Source organism: Yersinia kristensenii (assembly GCF_900460525.1).
Lineage (GTDB): Bacteria > Pseudomonadota > Gammaproteobacteria > Enterobacterales > Enterobacteriaceae > Yersinia > Yersinia kristensenii.
The window spans coordinates 1,774,853-1,788,699 of record NZ_UHIY01000001.1 but is presented as its reverse complement, the minus strand read 5'-3'; the positions used below and the strand labels follow the sequence as shown (position 1 = coordinate 1,788,699).

Below are 13,847 nucleotides of genomic sequence, written 5' to 3'. Positions count from 1 at the left end.
ATTATGGATAGCACAGTATATCTGGACACATGCTATGGCCCAGTCGCTAGCAACGTTATGGAACGTGCGGCCAACATTCGCTTATTGATCTGTGATGTTGATGGTGTCATGTCCGATGGCCTGATTTATATGGGGAATCAGGGCGAAGAGCTGAAAGCTTTCAATGTGCGGGATGGCTATGGTATCCGCTGCCTGATAACCTCGGGTATTGAGGTGGCAATTATCACTGGCCGCAATGCCAAATTACTGGAAGACCGTGCCAACACCTTAGGTATTACCCACCTTTATCAAGGGCAATCTGATAAGCTGGTCGCCTATAACGCGTTATTGGCCGCATTAAAATGCCTGCCTGAGCAAGTTGCTTATATTGGTGATGATTTGATTGATTGGCCCGTAATGGCACAAGTGGGCTTATCCGTCGCCGTAGCGGATGCCCATCCGTTGCTCATCCCCAAAGCGGATTATGTCACGCAAATCAAGGGCGGGCGCGGTGCAGTACGCGAGTTATGTGATTTGATATTATTAGCCCAGGGTAAACTCGAAGGTGCTAAAGGATTGTCGATATGAGTAAAACAAGACTATGGATAACACTATCCTTAGCACTGATTGCGTTAGCGTTGATTGGCTGGAATTTTTCTGGTTTTAATCAACAAGGTATACAAAATGTGGCGAATGATCAGGAACCCTCATCGCAAAGCCAACATACTGTTACCGTGGTTTTTAATCCAGTTGGGCAATTAAGTTATAAACTGGTAGCAGAAGAAGTCCAGAACTTCAGCGAACAAGAGCTGACCTGGTTTACCCGGCCAGTCATGACAATGTTTGATGAGAATGCCGTTGCCACTTGGTCAGTACGTGCAGATCGCGCCAAGCTGACCAATGATAAGATGCTTTATTTGTATGGTCACGTCGAGGTTGATAGCCTAACCCCAGACGCACAGTTACAAAAAATTAAAACGGATAACGCCCAGGTTAATTTGATCACTCAGGATGTCTCCTCAGATGATGAAGTAACCCTCTTTGGTGTTGGATTTACATCTAACGGTATGAAAATGCGTGGCAATTTGCGGGATAAAACCGCCGAGCTGATTGAAAAGGTTAAAACCTCTTATGAAATCCAAAAATAAAATTCGTCATTTTTTGCTTGCCAGCTCACTTTTGGCCGCTAGCTTGCCAGCATTGGCTTTAACGGGTGATACCGATCAGCCCGTCAAGGTTGATTCCGTCAAACAAGCGCTAGATATGGCGGCGAATACCATCACATTTACTGATAATGTGATTATCAAGCAAGGCACTATTGAGATTAAGGCTGATAAAGTGGTGGTGACCCGTCCGGGGGGTGATCAAAGCAAAATGGTCATTGAAGGTTTTGGTAATCCGGTCACTTTCTATCAGATGCAAGACAGCGGTAAACCCGTGAAAGGTCATGGGCAGAAACTGCGTTACGAAGTCGCTAACGATTTTGTCGTATTGACCGGTGATGCCTATCTGGAGCAGCTTGATAGCAATATCAAAGGTGATCGCATCACTTATTTGGTGAAAAAACAGCAGATGGAAGCCTTCAGTGATAAAGGCAAGCGCGTCACCACCGTGCTATTACCGTCCCAATTACAAGATAAAGGGCCAGCAGCTTCAGGCCAAAAGAAGAGTAACTAATCATTTATGGCAACATTAATCGCAGAAAAACTGGCTAAGGCGTACAAAGGCCGTAAAGTGGTCGAAGACGTCAGCTTGAAAGTAAAGTCCGGTGAGATTGTCGGTTTACTTGGGCCAAACGGTGCCGGTAAAACCACCACTTTTTATATGGTCGTCGGCATTGTTCAGCGTGACGCCGGGCGTATTGTGATTGATGACGAAGATATCAGCCTCTTGCCTCTCCATGAACGCGCCCTGCGCGGAATTGGCTACTTACCGCAAGAAGCTTCCATCTTCCGCCGCCTGAGTGTCTTTAACAATCTGATGGCGGTGCTGGAAATCCGTAAAGACCTCTCATCTGAGCAACGTCAGGAGCGGGCTGATGAGTTAATGGAAGAGTTCCATATTACTCATTTACGTGACAGTCTGGGCCAATCACTTTCCGGTGGTGAACGTCGCCGGGTTGAAATCGCCCGTGCACTGGCGGCTAATCCTAAATTTATTCTGCTGGATGAACCGTTTGCTGGGGTTGACCCGATTTCTGTTATTGATATCAAAAAAATAATTGAACACCTGCGCGACAGTGGCCTCGGTGTCCTAATTACCGACCATAACGTGCGCGAAACACTAGACGTTTGTGAGCGGGCTTATATTGTAAGCCAAGGGCATTTAATCGCTCACGGAACACCACAGGAAATTTTGGCCGACGAACAAGTTAAACGTGTTTATCTGGGTGAGGAGTTCCGCCTTTAATCTTCTCATCACGGCACACTATTAATGACTTTGTTAGCCACCAGGAAAATTGATACTGCATTATGAAGCAAGGTTTGCAACTCAAGTTCAGCCAACAACTGGCCATGACTCCGCAGCTACAGCAGGCTATTCGCCTGTTGCAGCTTTCTACGCTAGAGCTCCAGCAGGAGATTCAGTTAGCGCTGGAGAGTAACCCCCTGCTTGAGCAAACCGATCTTCACGAAGAGATAGATGCAAAAGAAACGGTAGACAGTGAAGCGCTTGATACGCGCGAAGCGCTGGAACAAAAAGATATGCCGGAAGAGTTACCACTGGATGCCACCTGGGATGAGATTTACACCGCGGGCACACCATCTGGTATGGGCAATGATTACAGTGACGACGAACTACCGGTCTACCAGGGGGAAACCACCCAAACGCTACAAGATTATTTAATGTGGCAAGTGGACTTGACCCCCTTTTCTGAAACTGATGCTGCGATTGCGACTTCTATCGTCGATGCGGTTGATGAAACCGGCTATCTTACTGTGCCACTGGAAGACATTCTGGAAAGTATGGGAGATGAAAACGTCGGGTTAGACGAAGTTGAAGCGGTGCTTAAGCGAATACAACACTTTGATCCCATTGGTGTCGCTGCTCGCAACTTGCGTGAATGCCTGTTGGTGCAGTTGTCGCAATATGCCAAAGACACGCCTTATCTTGCCGAAGCGCGCCTGGTCATTAGTGATTATCTGGATTTGCTAGGCAACCATGATTTCCGCACGATGATCCGTTTAAGTCGGTTAAAAGAAGATACACTTAAAGAAGCCATTGCTCTGATTCAATCACTGGATCCGCGCCCTGGCCAGTCTATCAATACCGGGGAATCTGAGTACGTCATACCGGACGTTCTGGTGCGTAAAGACAAAGGGCACTGGACGGTAGAGCTGAATGCCGATAGCATTCCACGCCTGAAAATCAACCAGCAGTATGCGGCAATGGGCAGCAGCACCCGTAATGACAGTGACGGGCAGTTTATCCGCAGCAATCTGCAAGAGGCAAAATGGTTGATAAAAAGCCTTGAAAGCCGTAATGAGACACTGTTAAAAGTGGCGCGCTGCATTGTTGAGCAGCAAGTGGCCTTTTTTGAAAGTGGGCCTGAATTTATGAAACCCATGGTACTGGCAGACATTGCCCAAGCCGTGGATATGCATGAGTCGACAATTTCCCGTGTGACCACGCAGAAATTCCTGCACAGTCCTCGGGGTATTTTCGAGCTGAAATATTTCTTCTCCAGTCACGTCAATACAGAAAGCGGGGGTGAAGCTTCTTCCACTGCAATCCGTGCACTGGTGAAAAAATTGGTTGCGGCAGAAAATCCTGCCAAACCACTGAGTGACAGTAAGCTGACGACACTATTATGCGAACAAGGCATTATGGTGGCACGGCGTACCGTCGCGAAGTACCGAGAGTCGTTATCCATCCCGCCGTCAAACCAGCGTAAACAGTTGGTTTGACCTGAACTGAGAAGGAAGACACTATGCAACTCAATATTACCGGACATCATGTCGAAATAACCGAAGCATTACGCGAGTTTGTGACCACTAAATTTGCCAAACTAGAGCAATATTTTGATCGAATTAACCAGGTGTATGTGGTTTTAAGTGTCGAAAAAGTAAAACAAATTGCAGAAGCAACGGTGCATGTGAATGGGGGCGAGTTGCACGCAAGTTCAGAGCAGGAAGATATGTACGCCGCAATTGATATTTTGGTTGATAAACTGGCCCGCCAGTTAAACAAGCATAAAGATAAACTGAAACAACATTAGGGGCCCTTGTTGCTGTTATATACCCTGGATAATTCGAGTTACATCCATGCAGCTTGAAGTATGACGGGTACACAGCAAAGGTTCTACACTCGCTACACCACCTGATGCCAGCAGAGAAGAATATTCCGCTGGCATCAGGCGTAAAACAGCGCTTAAGTGAAAGATGAGATGATCAACGATCCAGCATTGCAATTAAGCTCGGTATTAAATATCGAGTGCACCAAAAGCTCCGTACATTGCTCAAGTAAAAAACGGGCTTTGGAAATTATCAGCGAGTTAGCTGCCAAACAGCTGAACCTGCCGTCACAGATCGTTTTCGATGCTGTGTTAACCCGCGAACGCATGGGCAGTACAGGTATTGGTAGTGGTATCGCGATCCCTCATGGCAAGCTGGAGGAAGATACACTGCGCGCTGTAGGTGTATTTATCCGCCTGGACCAACCTATTGCTTTCGATGCTATTGATAACCAACCGGTTGATCTATTATTTGCCTTGTTGGTTCCAGCAGATCAATGTAAAACTCACTTACACACTTTGTCTTTAGTCGCCAAGCGATTAGCTGATAAAACAGTGTGTCGTCGTTTACGGGCGGCGCAAAGTGATGATGAGCTTTATCAAATCATGACTGAATTACCGCCAGAAACAGCGTAATCAGGCAAGTAACGTCTATTTTATCCGTGATGCCCGGCTGTTGCCGGAATACAAGGTTCTACAAAGGGAGTCACTCACATGGTGCTGATGATTGTCAGCGGCCGTTCCGGTTCAGGGAAGTCTGTAGCTTTGCGCGCATTGGAAGATATGGGTTTCTATTGCGTCGATAACTTGCCCGTGGTTCTGCTGCCGCAATTGGCGAGTACACTTGCCGATAGGAATATCTCTGCCGCGGTGAGCATAGACGTGCGCAATATGCCTGAATCTCCTGAGGTATTTGAACATGCCATGACCCAACTGCCGGATAGCTTTTCCCCGCAGTTGCTGTTTTTGGATGCTGACCGCAATACCCTGATTCGTCGCTATAGTGATACCCGTCGGCTACATCCGCTGTCGACCAAGAATCTGTCATTAGAAAGTGCTATTGATGAAGAGAGCGACTTGCTAGAGCCTTTGCGCTCACGGGCTGACTTGATTATTGATACTTCTGAAATGTCAGTGCATGAGTTGGCTGAGATGCTGCGCACCCGCTTGCTGGGTAAACGTGAGCGCGAGCTGACCATGGTGTTTGAATCCTTCGGCTTTAAACACGGTCTGCCCATTGATGCAGATTATGTCTTCGACGTCCGCTTCCTGCCAAACCCGCACTGGGACCCGAAATTACGCCCAATGACAGGGCTGGATAAGCCGGTGGCTTCTTTCCTTGATCGCCATACCGAAGTGCATAACTTTATTTATCAGACCCGCAGCTATTTGGAGCTGTGGTTGCCGATGCTGGAAACCAATAACCGCAGTTATCTGACGGTAGCCATTGGATGTACCGGCGGTAAGCACCGCTCAGTCTACGTTGCGGAACAACTGGCCGATTACTTCCGCGCCCGTGGGAAGAATGTCCAATCACGTCATCGTACTCTGGAAAAGCGTAAATAATGACCGTCAAACAGACAGTTGAGATCAAAAACAAGTTGGGGATGCACGCCAGACCCGCAATGAAATTGTTCGAGCTGGTTCAAAGTTTTGATGCAGAAGTGATGTTACGCAATGACAGTGGTACCGAAGCCGAAGCCAGCAGTGTGATTGCACTGCTGATGCTTGATTCTGCCAAAGGCCGTCAAATTGAGGTTGAAGCGACCGGGCCTGATGAGATACAAGCCCTGGCGGCGGTAATTGAGTTGTTTAATTCGGGCTTTGATGAAGATTAAGTTTTTATTTTGCGGTTCAGTTGATATTCAATTAGATGATAGGTTCGGTTGTTAGAACTTCATTGCCAGCATGCGATCAGATTTCGGTTGATGCCTGATTAGATGATCCGCTTCGGTTGTTAGAATTTCATTGCCCACTTAGCCTCCGATGCACCAACCGCCAAAGGGGGCCGCGGCCCCCTTGTGGAATCCCGCGCTTTCGCACGTATCGCTTGCCCACTTCGTGGGTTCCCTCCTTCATCATTCCGCTGGCGGGACGGCTTTATTCGCGTCCCTGCTCATGACGCCTAAATCCGCCGTCCATGGCGGATTTCCCTAGCTACATTCTTCACTCGGCTGCTCAAATGTGCTTTTAATTTCAAGGTCAAAACAATGGTTTTGATTTTCTCTTTTGACCTTGAGCGCAATCAGGAATATTACCGACAAAGACGATGGCCCGAGTGAGCCGCCATGGACGGCGGCGAAAAGCGCGCTGGAGCAGGAAGCGACTCGCGCTGGCTCGATAAGGCCAACGGCTGCCGGAGGGGACTGCGAATAGCAGTAATATTTCGCGCAAGCCGCAGGTGCAGGAGGGCCGGCCTGCCCTCCTGCTCGGTTGAGGCCACAGAGGTAAGGTAATAACTGAACGACTATCAACCGAAAGATGATCCGCAGCGTCAACAACCAAACCAGTCACTGAACAAATCACATCTAAACAAACATTACCCAACTTAAGATATTTTAAATCAAAATGTACTGGGTAATCGTTTGCTAATCATAAAAAATGCGGCCTTTCCCCCTTGCAGAGAAATCCCACGCGAGTATAATTCGCCACAATTTGCCGGGAGATATGATGAAAAGCCGCTTGAATTTTGCTAAACATCGTCGTTTTGTGGAACATGGCCCTATTGATGGCCGACAAAATAAACTGCCAGCAGGCAGCCAATTGCCGTTCTTTCTCCCGTTGCTAAACCGATCCTGAAAAGCCCCTCATTGAGGGGCTTTTTTTTTGTCTGCTGATCGGAACCAAATTAAGCATTATCACTAATTAAAATATATACCCTAAATAATTCGGGTTGCAGGAAGGCGGCAACTGAGCAAATCCCCAAGAGCCTACTGACTTTAAGTAAGTAACTGGGATGAGCGAAAGCAGCCAACGCACATGCAGCTTGAAGCATGACGGGTCACAGAGGAGAGCGAAATGGTCAACCCATTGTATCACAAGCATATAATCTCAATTAACGACTTATGTCGCGAGGAGTTGGAGCTGGTACTGCGCACGGCCGCTAGTCTAAAAAGCCACCCGCAACCTGAGCTGTTAAAACACAAAGTGATCGCCAGTTGCTTTTTCGAAGCCTCAACTCGTACCCGTTTATCATTTGAAACCTCTATTCACCGCCTTGGCGCATCCGTCGTCGGTTTTTCGGATAGCAGTAACACTTCGCTGGGTAAAAAAGGCGAGACGCTGGCTGATACCATGTCAGTAATCAGTACCTATGTCGATGCCATCGTCATGCGCCACCCGCAAGAAGGAGCTGCCCGCCTTGCCGCCCAGTTCTCCGGCCATGTACCAGTGGTCAATGCCGGTGACGGAGCCAACCAGCATCCGACCCAAACACTGCTCGATTTATTCACGATTCAAGAAACCCAAGGGCGGCTGGATAACATTAATATCGCCATGGTCGGTGACCTAAAATATGGTCGTACGGTGCACTCGCTGACGCAAGCCTTGGCTAAATTTGATGGCAATCGCTTCTTCTTTATCGCTCCAGATGCCCTGGCAATGCCAGCTTATCTCCTTGAAATGTTGGAAGAAAAAGGCATTGAATATAGCCTGCACGAAAGTATTGAAGAAGTGGTGCCAGAGCTGGATATTCTCTATATGACCCGGGTGCAAAAAGAGCGCCTTGACCCATCGGAATACGCCAACGTTAAAGCACAGTTTGTCCTCCGCGCGGCTGATTTGAACGGTGCGCGAGATAATCTCAAAGTACTACACCCGCTGCCACGTATTGATGAAATCACCACCGATGTTGATAAAACCCCTTACGCCTACTATTTCCAACAAGCAGGTAATGGGATTTTTGCACGTCAGGCGCTGTTGGCGCTGGTACTCAACGCAGATTTGGCTCTTTAAGGGGATTGAACATGACTCAGGATTACAAATTACAGGTTGAAGCGATTAAATGCGGCACCGTGATTGACCATATTCCGGCGCAAATCGGGTTCAAATTGCTGTCGCTGTTCAAACTGACTGCAACTGACCAGCGCATTACCATCGGGTTGAATTTACCCTCTAAGCGTTCCGGCCGTAAGGATTTGATTAAAATAGAAAATACCTTCCTAACAGAGCAGCAAGCCAACCAATTGGCGATGTATGCCCCGGATGCTACCGTCAACCGCATTGATAATTACGAAGTCGTCAAAAAGCTGACTCTCAGTCTACCGGAGCATATCGACGGCGTACTCACCTGCCCTAATAGCAACTGTATCAGCCACAACGAGCCCGTCGACTCTAGCTTTAAGGTGAAAGCCAAGCAGGGTGAGATTCACCTTAAATGCAAATATTGCGAGAAAGAGTTCGATCACCAGGTGGTGTTACAAGCAGATTAGTGACAAGCAGATTAGCCGCAAAGTTGACGCGCGCGGGTTGCTGTAATTCGCTCCATCTTTATAATGATGGGGATAATTAATTATGATATTTCATAACCAGGAGTCTACATGTCACGCATTATCAGCACTGAACTCGCCCCTGCCGCTATTGGCCCTTATGTTCAAGGTGTCGATCTGGGCAGCATGATCATCACTTCCGGCCAAATCCCGGTTGATCCGAAAACCGGCCTGGTGGCCGATGACGTTTCAGCTCAGGCACGTCAATCACTGGAAAATGTGAAAGCTATTGTCGAAGCTGCTGGCCTAAAAGTAGCCGATATCGTGAAAACCACAGTATTCGTTAAAGATCTGAATGATTTCAGTACCGTTAACGCCACTTACGAAGCTTTCTTCGCAGAACACAATGCGCCATTCCCTGCGCGCTCATGTGTCGAAGTGGCCCGCTTGCCAAAAGATGTGAAAATAGAAATCGAAGCTATCGCGGTACGTCGTTAATTCTGATGTTATTGCGTCACGGCTGGTGAATACCAGCCGTAAGCCATCAATCTTCTCTAATCCAATAAATCCCTTCATAGGCCCGCAATTCCATCTCCTGCGGCTGGAAAGCACTTTCGCCATAGCTGCTCATCAACAACTGCCAGTTACTATCCTGCTCAATGCCCTCCGGCTGCCATTGCCGTGACTCACCACTCAGGTTCGCGACCACCAGTAATTTCTTACCTTGCCAACTCCGTAAATAACACCATAAATCAGGGTGTTGTGGGCAAAGATCCTGATAGTCACCAAAAGTGAACACATAGTGCTGCTTGCGTAGAGCTATTAAATATTGATAGGCATAAAACACCGAATCAGCATCTGCCAATGCGGCTTCGACGTTAATATTGGTGTAATTACTGCAAGGTTCGATCCACGGTGTTCCTTGGCTGAATCCAGCATTCTGCTGACTATCCCATTGCATTGGGGTACGGCCATTATCGCGGGATTTAGTCGCCAAAATTGCCAATAATTCGTCAGGATCACGGCCTTTCGCACTTAATTCGGCAAACATATTCAGGCTTTCAACATCACGATATTGATCAATTGAGCTGAAGTTTGGATTGGTCATCCCAATCTCTTCGCCCTGATAAATATAAGGCGTGCCCTGCATACCGTGCAGCACCATCGCCAGCATCTTGGCGGCAGGTAAACGCAATGCACCTTCATCACCAAAACGCGACACAATGCGCGGCTGGTCGTGATTACACCAAAACAATGCATTCCAGGCACGGTTATGCATCCCTTGCTGCCATTGGTTAAAAATCTGCTTAAGTTCGACGCGATCCGGTGACATCAGCGACCATTTCTCACCCTTGAGATAATCCACTTTCAAATGATGGAAATTAAAGGTCATCGACAGTTCGTCACCGCCCAAGGCGGCATAGCGCTGGCAATGCTCAAGGCGGGTGGAAGACATCTCCCCGACGGTCATCAGGCCGCGCGGCTGAAACACATCGCGGCTCATTTCTTGTAAAAATTCGTGGATACGCGGGCCATCAGTATAGAAACGACGGCCATCGCCTTCAAAGTCATCGGGGAAGTCTTGCTGCTTGGATACCAAATTGATCACATCCAGACGCAAGCCATCTACGCCAATATCAGCCCAAAACTCACACACTTTTTTCAGTTCGTCGCGTACCGGTTGGTGTTCCCAGTTGAGATCAGCCTGCTCGGTGGCGAATAAATGCAGATAATACTGACCACTGGCTGCGTGCCATTGCCAGGCATTACCACCAAATTTAGAGCGCCAGTTATTGGGTAAATTGTCTCCCTCTCCATCACGCCAAATATAAAACTGGCGGTAAGGGCTGTTGCGATCTTGGGATGCTTTAAACCAGGCATGCTCAGTGGATGTGTGATTGAACACCATATCCATCACGATGCGAATACCCCGTTGATGGGCTTGTTCTACCAGAGTTTTGAAGTCATCCAAAGTGCCGTAAGCCGGGTCAATGGCGCAATAATCCGCCACATCATAACCATTATCCACTTGTGGCGAGACATACACCGGCGTCAGCCAGATGGCATCAACACCCAGCTTTTGCAGATAATCCAACCGTTGCGTCACCCCCGCCAAGTCGCCGTAGCCATTACCGGTGCTGTCCTGAAAACTCTTCGGGTAAATCTGATAAATGACGCCGTTTTGCCACCAAGGGATAGGATTATTCATAACAGACTCTTATTTGTAGAAAAAACCGAAAAAATTGAGAAAAAACTTCACTTGAGAATAACTCCACCAGAGAATAATCTCTGGCGGAGGTTCAGGATTCAGACCGGCAATTCGCCGCGACTGTCTTTGCGTTTATAAACCAAGATGGTCAGAATCAACGGCACAACAACCGCCACCAACATGGCCAAGCTATAAATCGCCCAGAACTGCGGTTTGATGGACAAAATACCCGGTAACCCACCGACACCAATACCATTGGCCGTCACTCCGGTCAGCCCGCAAATCAGGCCAGCCAGTCCAGAACCAATCATGGCGCACAACATCGGGAAACGGTATTTCAAGTTAATACCGTACATAGCGGGTTCAGTCACACCGAGATAAGCTGAAATCGCCGCCGGAACAGAGATTTCGCGCTCATTGATCTTACGGCTGATAATGATAATACCCAGCACCGCAGAAGCTTGCGCAATATTCGACAAAGCAATCAGCGGCCAAACTGGCGTGCCGCCCATGCTCTGAATCATCTGCATATCAATGGCTAACGTGGTCTGATGTATGCCGGTAATCACCAATGGCGCATACAGGAAACCAAACAGTGCAGCACCAATAGGGGCGAAACTGCCGGTCATCACCATTTTAACCGCCCATGCCACACCATCACCAATCATGCGGCCAAATGGCCCAATCAAAGTATGAGCAAGGAACACGGCCAGCAACAAGGACACCACCGGCACGATAACTAAGTAGAGATAAGCGGGAATAATTTTTTTCAGATTGGTTTCAATCCAGCCCAGAGCTAAACCGGCCAGAATAGAGGGGATAACCTGCGCCTGATAACCCACTTTTTGAATGGTGAACCAGCCGAAGTTCCAAATCTCGGGAACTTGCTGCCCCAGTAAATAGGAATTCATTAACTGCGGAGAAACCAACGTAATCCCCAAGACAATCCCCAATACTGGCGTGCCGCCCATTTTCTTCACAGTTGACCAACAGATAGCCACTGGCAGGTAGAAGAAGATGGCTTCGCCCAGCAACCAAAGGAAGTCATAAATGGTTTTCCACGCCGGATACATCTGCGCCAGCGTTTTACCATCGGACATCGGGATGTCGCCGATCACATTACGGAAACCGAGGATCAAGCCGCCGCTGATCAATGCAGGTAATAGAGGGAAGAAAATCTCGGCAAAGTGAGAAATACCGCGCTCAAACCACGTCATATTCTGTCGCGCGGCCAGTTTGGTTTGTTCTTTATCCACTTCATTCTGGCCAATTTTAGCAATCAGCGCCTTGTAGTAATCATCAACTTCTGGCCCGATAACCACTTGAAATTGACCGGCATTGGTAAAGCAGCCTTTGACCATCGACAGCTTTTCTATCTCTTTGGGAAATGCTTTCGCAGGATCATTTAGCACAAAACGTAACCGGGTAATGCAGTGGCTGACGGTGGCAATATTTTCTCTGCCTCCCACCAGTACGATCAATTGATCGATGTCTTGTTGTTTTACTTTGCTCATTTCAACATACCTTTCGTAAAGGTGAGATAGCGTATTGAATTGTAAGTTTTTTTTAAAAAAATCTGTCCATTCTGTCTGGAACAAAAAACAAATTAAAAATAAACGTCGGCTATAAAAATGATAGCTGCTTATATATTCAGCTCATTAAAGATTAGCTAGGTATTTATTTTTATGAAATGGGAACGTTCCCAACTTGGGTTCAAGATCACAAATTGGCCATTTTTTATATGAGTTTTCGTCAGAAATCTGTCCGTGTCAGCAGTGCCCCCTCAAGATGAAATTGCAGGGAGCATCACTATGATAAAAGAAGCATCAGACTAATTGACCGGGAATGATAATTTGTTGAATAGGATGACTATTATTAAGTTGATCAAGCAGTTGTGATGCCGCTTTCATGCCAGCGCTACCGTAACCCAGCTCGACTGACAGGCTATTAGGGAACAAGAAACTCAAGAGCGGGGTATTCCCGATACCACAGACCTGGATATTTTGCTTCCCTTGCTGCTGCAAGTACTTACTAACCCCCATGGCGATGGTATCAGAGGCACAAACTAGCGCGGAGGTATCCGGTTTTATCACTTGAGGCGCGAGCAAAAAGCCACTTTGATAACTCAATTCACCCAACGCGACAGTGGGAGTCAGGTCATATTGCTGGCAGTAATCGAGGTAGGATTGGTGACGGCGCATACCGGTCGTGGCATCCGAGGGCTGCACCCCGATATAACTGATATGGCGATGTCCGGCTTGACGTAGTTTATCCATCAAGAGGCGCACCGCCCCTTCATCATCATAACAAACCGAAGAAAAACCGGTATATTCTCGCGCCAATACCACCATTTTTTCCTGCCACGGCGTGAGCATTTCTGCGGTTAAGCCAGTGAAACCAAAAAGAATAACACCATCAACATGGCGCTGTTGTAAAACATGCAAATGCTCGCTAACCAACTCAGGATCAAACTGGCTCTCCATCAAAATAGGGTCGTAACCTTGCTGGTAGAATAGCGGTAACATGGTGCGCACCGCTTGATTCTCAGATGGGGAATCCAGGCGCGAGACAATAATCCCCACCACTTTATCGCTTTGCCCGCGCATCGCGCGTGCCGATTTTGATGGAGTGAAACCTTGCTGACGAATAACCGCCTCAACCCGCTCGCGAGTCTGTGGGCTGACACTGCTTTCGTTATTCAATACCCGTGAAACTGTGGATTTTCCAACTCCACTCATGCGGGCAATGTCCTTAATGGTCAAACGGTTTTGCATGGTTTACCTAATGTTTAGGTTTGAATACATATAATAAACTGATTATTTATATTTAGCAGAACAGTGGGAAGCATACCATGCACAGAATCAGACTCAGCGCATGATATCTCCATGACTGGTAACATATTATTACCCTAACGGATGAAATCACCGTCAGGGTGATTTTTGCCGTGGCAACATTTTGTCGCGCGACAATCGTCATGCTGTTTACTGCTCGTATAGCTGCT

At 47.7% G+C, this 13,847-nt stretch carries 16 protein-coding genes; 13 read left to right on the top strand and 3 right to left on the bottom strand.

The window, feature by feature from the left end; genetic code table 11:
* Positions 1–3 precede the first annotated feature (3 nt).
* From kdsC to ridA, 13 genes are all read left to right on the top strand, one after another.
* The gene (kdsC, locus tag DX162_RS08240) at positions 4–567 is read left to right on the top strand and encodes a 3-deoxy-manno-octulosonate-8-phosphatase KdsC (protein WP_032820592.1); all 564 of its coding nucleotides are present in this window, start codon (positions 4–6) and stop codon (positions 565–567) included.
* The gene (gene lptC, locus DX162_RS08235) at positions 564–1,127 is read left to right on the top strand and encodes an LPS export ABC transporter periplasmic protein LptC (protein ID WP_032820595.1); all 564 of its coding nucleotides are present in this window, start codon (positions 564–566) and stop codon (positions 1,125–1,127) included. Before kdsC ends, lptC begins: the two co-directional genes overlap by 4 nt.
* Positions 1,111–1,656: a lipopolysaccharide ABC transporter substrate-binding protein LptA gene (lptA, locus tag DX162_RS08230; RefSeq protein WP_032820597.1), complete on the top strand. Its 546-nt coding sequence runs from the start codon at positions 1,111–1,113 to the stop codon at positions 1,654–1,656. The genes lptC and lptA overlap by 17 nt, the downstream gene beginning before the upstream one ends.
* 6 nt (positions 1,657–1,662) lie before the next feature.
* Positions 1,663–2,388, top strand: a complete 726-nt coding sequence (gene lptB, locus DX162_RS08225) for an LPS export ABC transporter ATP-binding protein (RefSeq protein ID WP_004392029.1) — start codon at positions 1,663–1,665, stop codon at positions 2,386–2,388.
* 62 nt (positions 2,389–2,450) lie between these two features.
* Entirely contained in the window at positions 2,451–3,884 is a 1,434-nt protein-coding gene (gene rpoN / locus DX162_RS08220; protein ID WP_004392030.1) for an RNA polymerase factor sigma-54, read from the top strand.
* A gap of 23 nt (positions 3,885–3,907) precedes the next feature.
* Positions 3,908–4,195: a ribosome hibernation promoting factor gene (gene hpf / locus DX162_RS08215; protein ID WP_004392031.1), complete on the top strand. Its 288-nt coding sequence runs from the start codon at positions 3,908–3,910 to the stop codon at positions 4,193–4,195.
* 168 nt (positions 4,196–4,363) lie between these two features.
* Entirely contained in the window at positions 4,364–4,846 is a 483-nt protein-coding gene (ptsN, locus tag DX162_RS08210) for a PTS IIA-like nitrogen regulatory protein PtsN (protein ID WP_032820610.1), read from the top strand.
* Between the two features lie 78 nt (positions 4,847–4,924).
* The gene (gene rapZ, locus DX162_RS08205) at positions 4,925–5,776 is read left to right on the top strand and encodes an RNase adapter RapZ (protein ID WP_004392034.1); all 852 of its coding nucleotides are present in this window, start codon (positions 4,925–4,927) and stop codon (positions 5,774–5,776) included.
* On the top strand, positions 5,776–6,048 hold the full coding sequence (npr, locus tag DX162_RS08200; RefSeq protein WP_005162489.1) for a PTS phosphocarrier protein NPr: 273 nt from the start codon (positions 5,776–5,778) through the stop codon (positions 6,046–6,048). The genes rapZ and npr overlap by 1 nt, the downstream gene beginning before the upstream one ends.
* 832 nt (positions 6,049–6,880) lie before the next feature.
* Positions 6,881–7,009, top strand: a complete 129-nt coding sequence (locus tag DX162_RS22755) for a hypothetical protein (RefSeq protein WP_265331453.1) — start codon at positions 6,881–6,883, stop codon at positions 7,007–7,009.
* Between the two features lie 219 nt (positions 7,010–7,228).
* Positions 7,229–8,164, top strand: coding sequence for an aspartate carbamoyltransferase (gene pyrB, locus DX162_RS08195; RefSeq protein WP_032820756.1), 936 nt, complete (start codon positions 7,229–7,231; stop codon positions 8,162–8,164).
* An 11-nt stretch (positions 8,165–8,175) separates the two neighbouring features.
* On the top strand, positions 8,176–8,640 hold the full coding sequence (gene pyrI / locus DX162_RS08190) for an aspartate carbamoyltransferase regulatory subunit (RefSeq protein WP_004392342.1): 465 nt from the start codon (positions 8,176–8,178) through the stop codon (positions 8,638–8,640).
* Positions 8,641–8,748: 108 nt separating this feature from the next.
* Positions 8,749–9,135 (top strand): 2-iminobutanoate/2-iminopropanoate deaminase, encoded by a 387-nt coding sequence (ridA, locus tag DX162_RS08185; RefSeq protein WP_004392344.1) that lies wholly within the window; start codon positions 8,749–8,751, stop codon positions 9,133–9,135.
* A gap of 46 nt (positions 9,136–9,181) precedes the next feature.
* Here ridA and treC read toward each other — a convergent pair whose 3' ends face one another.
* The 3 genes from treC to treR form a co-directional block, all read right to left on the bottom strand.
* A complete protein-coding gene (gene treC / locus DX162_RS08180; protein WP_004392345.1) occupies positions 9,182–10,846 on the bottom strand; it encodes an alpha,alpha-phosphotrehalase in 1,665 nt (554 codons plus the stop codon).
* 98 nt (positions 10,847–10,944) lie between these two features.
* A complete protein-coding gene (gene treB / locus DX162_RS08175; protein ID WP_004392346.1) occupies positions 10,945–12,360 on the bottom strand; it encodes a PTS trehalose transporter subunit IIBC in 1,416 nt (471 codons plus the stop codon).
* A gap of 312 nt (positions 12,361–12,672) precedes the next feature.
* A complete protein-coding gene (gene treR / locus DX162_RS08170; protein WP_098081070.1) occupies positions 12,673–13,620 on the bottom strand; it encodes a trehalose operon repressor TreR in 948 nt (315 codons plus the stop codon).
* Between the last annotated feature and the right edge of the window lie 227 nt (positions 13,621–13,847).

Bases quoted from the DNA above. Each gene is read 5' to 3' on its own strand.
- npr (WP_005162489.1), top strand. From the start codon at position 5,776: ATGACCGTCAAACAGACAGTTGAGATCAAAAACAAGTTGGGGATGCAC.
- kdsC (WP_032820592.1), top strand. From the start codon at position 4: ATGGATAGCACAGTATATCTGGACACATGCTATGGCCCAGTCGCTAGC.
- lptB (WP_004392029.1), top strand. From the start codon at position 1,663: ATGGCAACATTAATCGCAGAAAAACTGGCTAAGGCGTACAAAGGCCGT.
- hpf (WP_004392031.1), top strand. From the start codon at position 3,908: ATGCAACTCAATATTACCGGACATCATGTCGAAATAACCGAAGCATTA.
- treB (WP_004392346.1), bottom strand. From the start codon at position 12,360: ATGAGCAAAGTAAAACAACAAGACATCGATCAATTGATCGTACTGGTG.
- rpoN (WP_004392030.1), top strand. From the start codon at position 2,451: ATGAAGCAAGGTTTGCAACTCAAGTTCAGCCAACAACTGGCCATGACT.
- ridA (WP_004392344.1), top strand. From the start codon at position 8,749: ATGTCACGCATTATCAGCACTGAACTCGCCCCTGCCGCTATTGGCCCT.
- DX162_RS22755 (WP_265331453.1), top strand. From the start codon at position 6,881: ATGAAAAGCCGCTTGAATTTTGCTAAACATCGTCGTTTTGTGGAACAT.
- rapZ (WP_004392034.1), top strand. From the start codon at position 4,925: ATGGTGCTGATGATTGTCAGCGGCCGTTCCGGTTCAGGGAAGTCTGTA.
- pyrB (WP_032820756.1), top strand. From the start codon at position 7,229: ATGGTCAACCCATTGTATCACAAGCATATAATCTCAATTAACGACTTA.
- lptA (WP_032820597.1), top strand. From the start codon at position 1,111: ATGAAATCCAAAAATAAAATTCGTCATTTTTTGCTTGCCAGCTCACTT.
- treC (WP_004392345.1), bottom strand. From the start codon at position 10,846: ATGAATAATCCTATCCCTTGGTGGCAAAACGGCGTCATTTATCAGATT.
- treR (WP_098081070.1), bottom strand. From the start codon at position 13,620: ATGCAAAACCGTTTGACCATTAAGGACATTGCCCGCATGAGTGGAGTT.
- pyrI (WP_004392342.1), top strand. From the start codon at position 8,176: ATGACTCAGGATTACAAATTACAGGTTGAAGCGATTAAATGCGGCACC.
- ptsN (WP_032820610.1), top strand. From the start codon at position 4,364: ATGATCAACGATCCAGCATTGCAATTAAGCTCGGTATTAAATATCGAG.
- lptC (WP_032820595.1), top strand. From the start codon at position 564: ATGAGTAAAACAAGACTATGGATAACACTATCCTTAGCACTGATTGCG.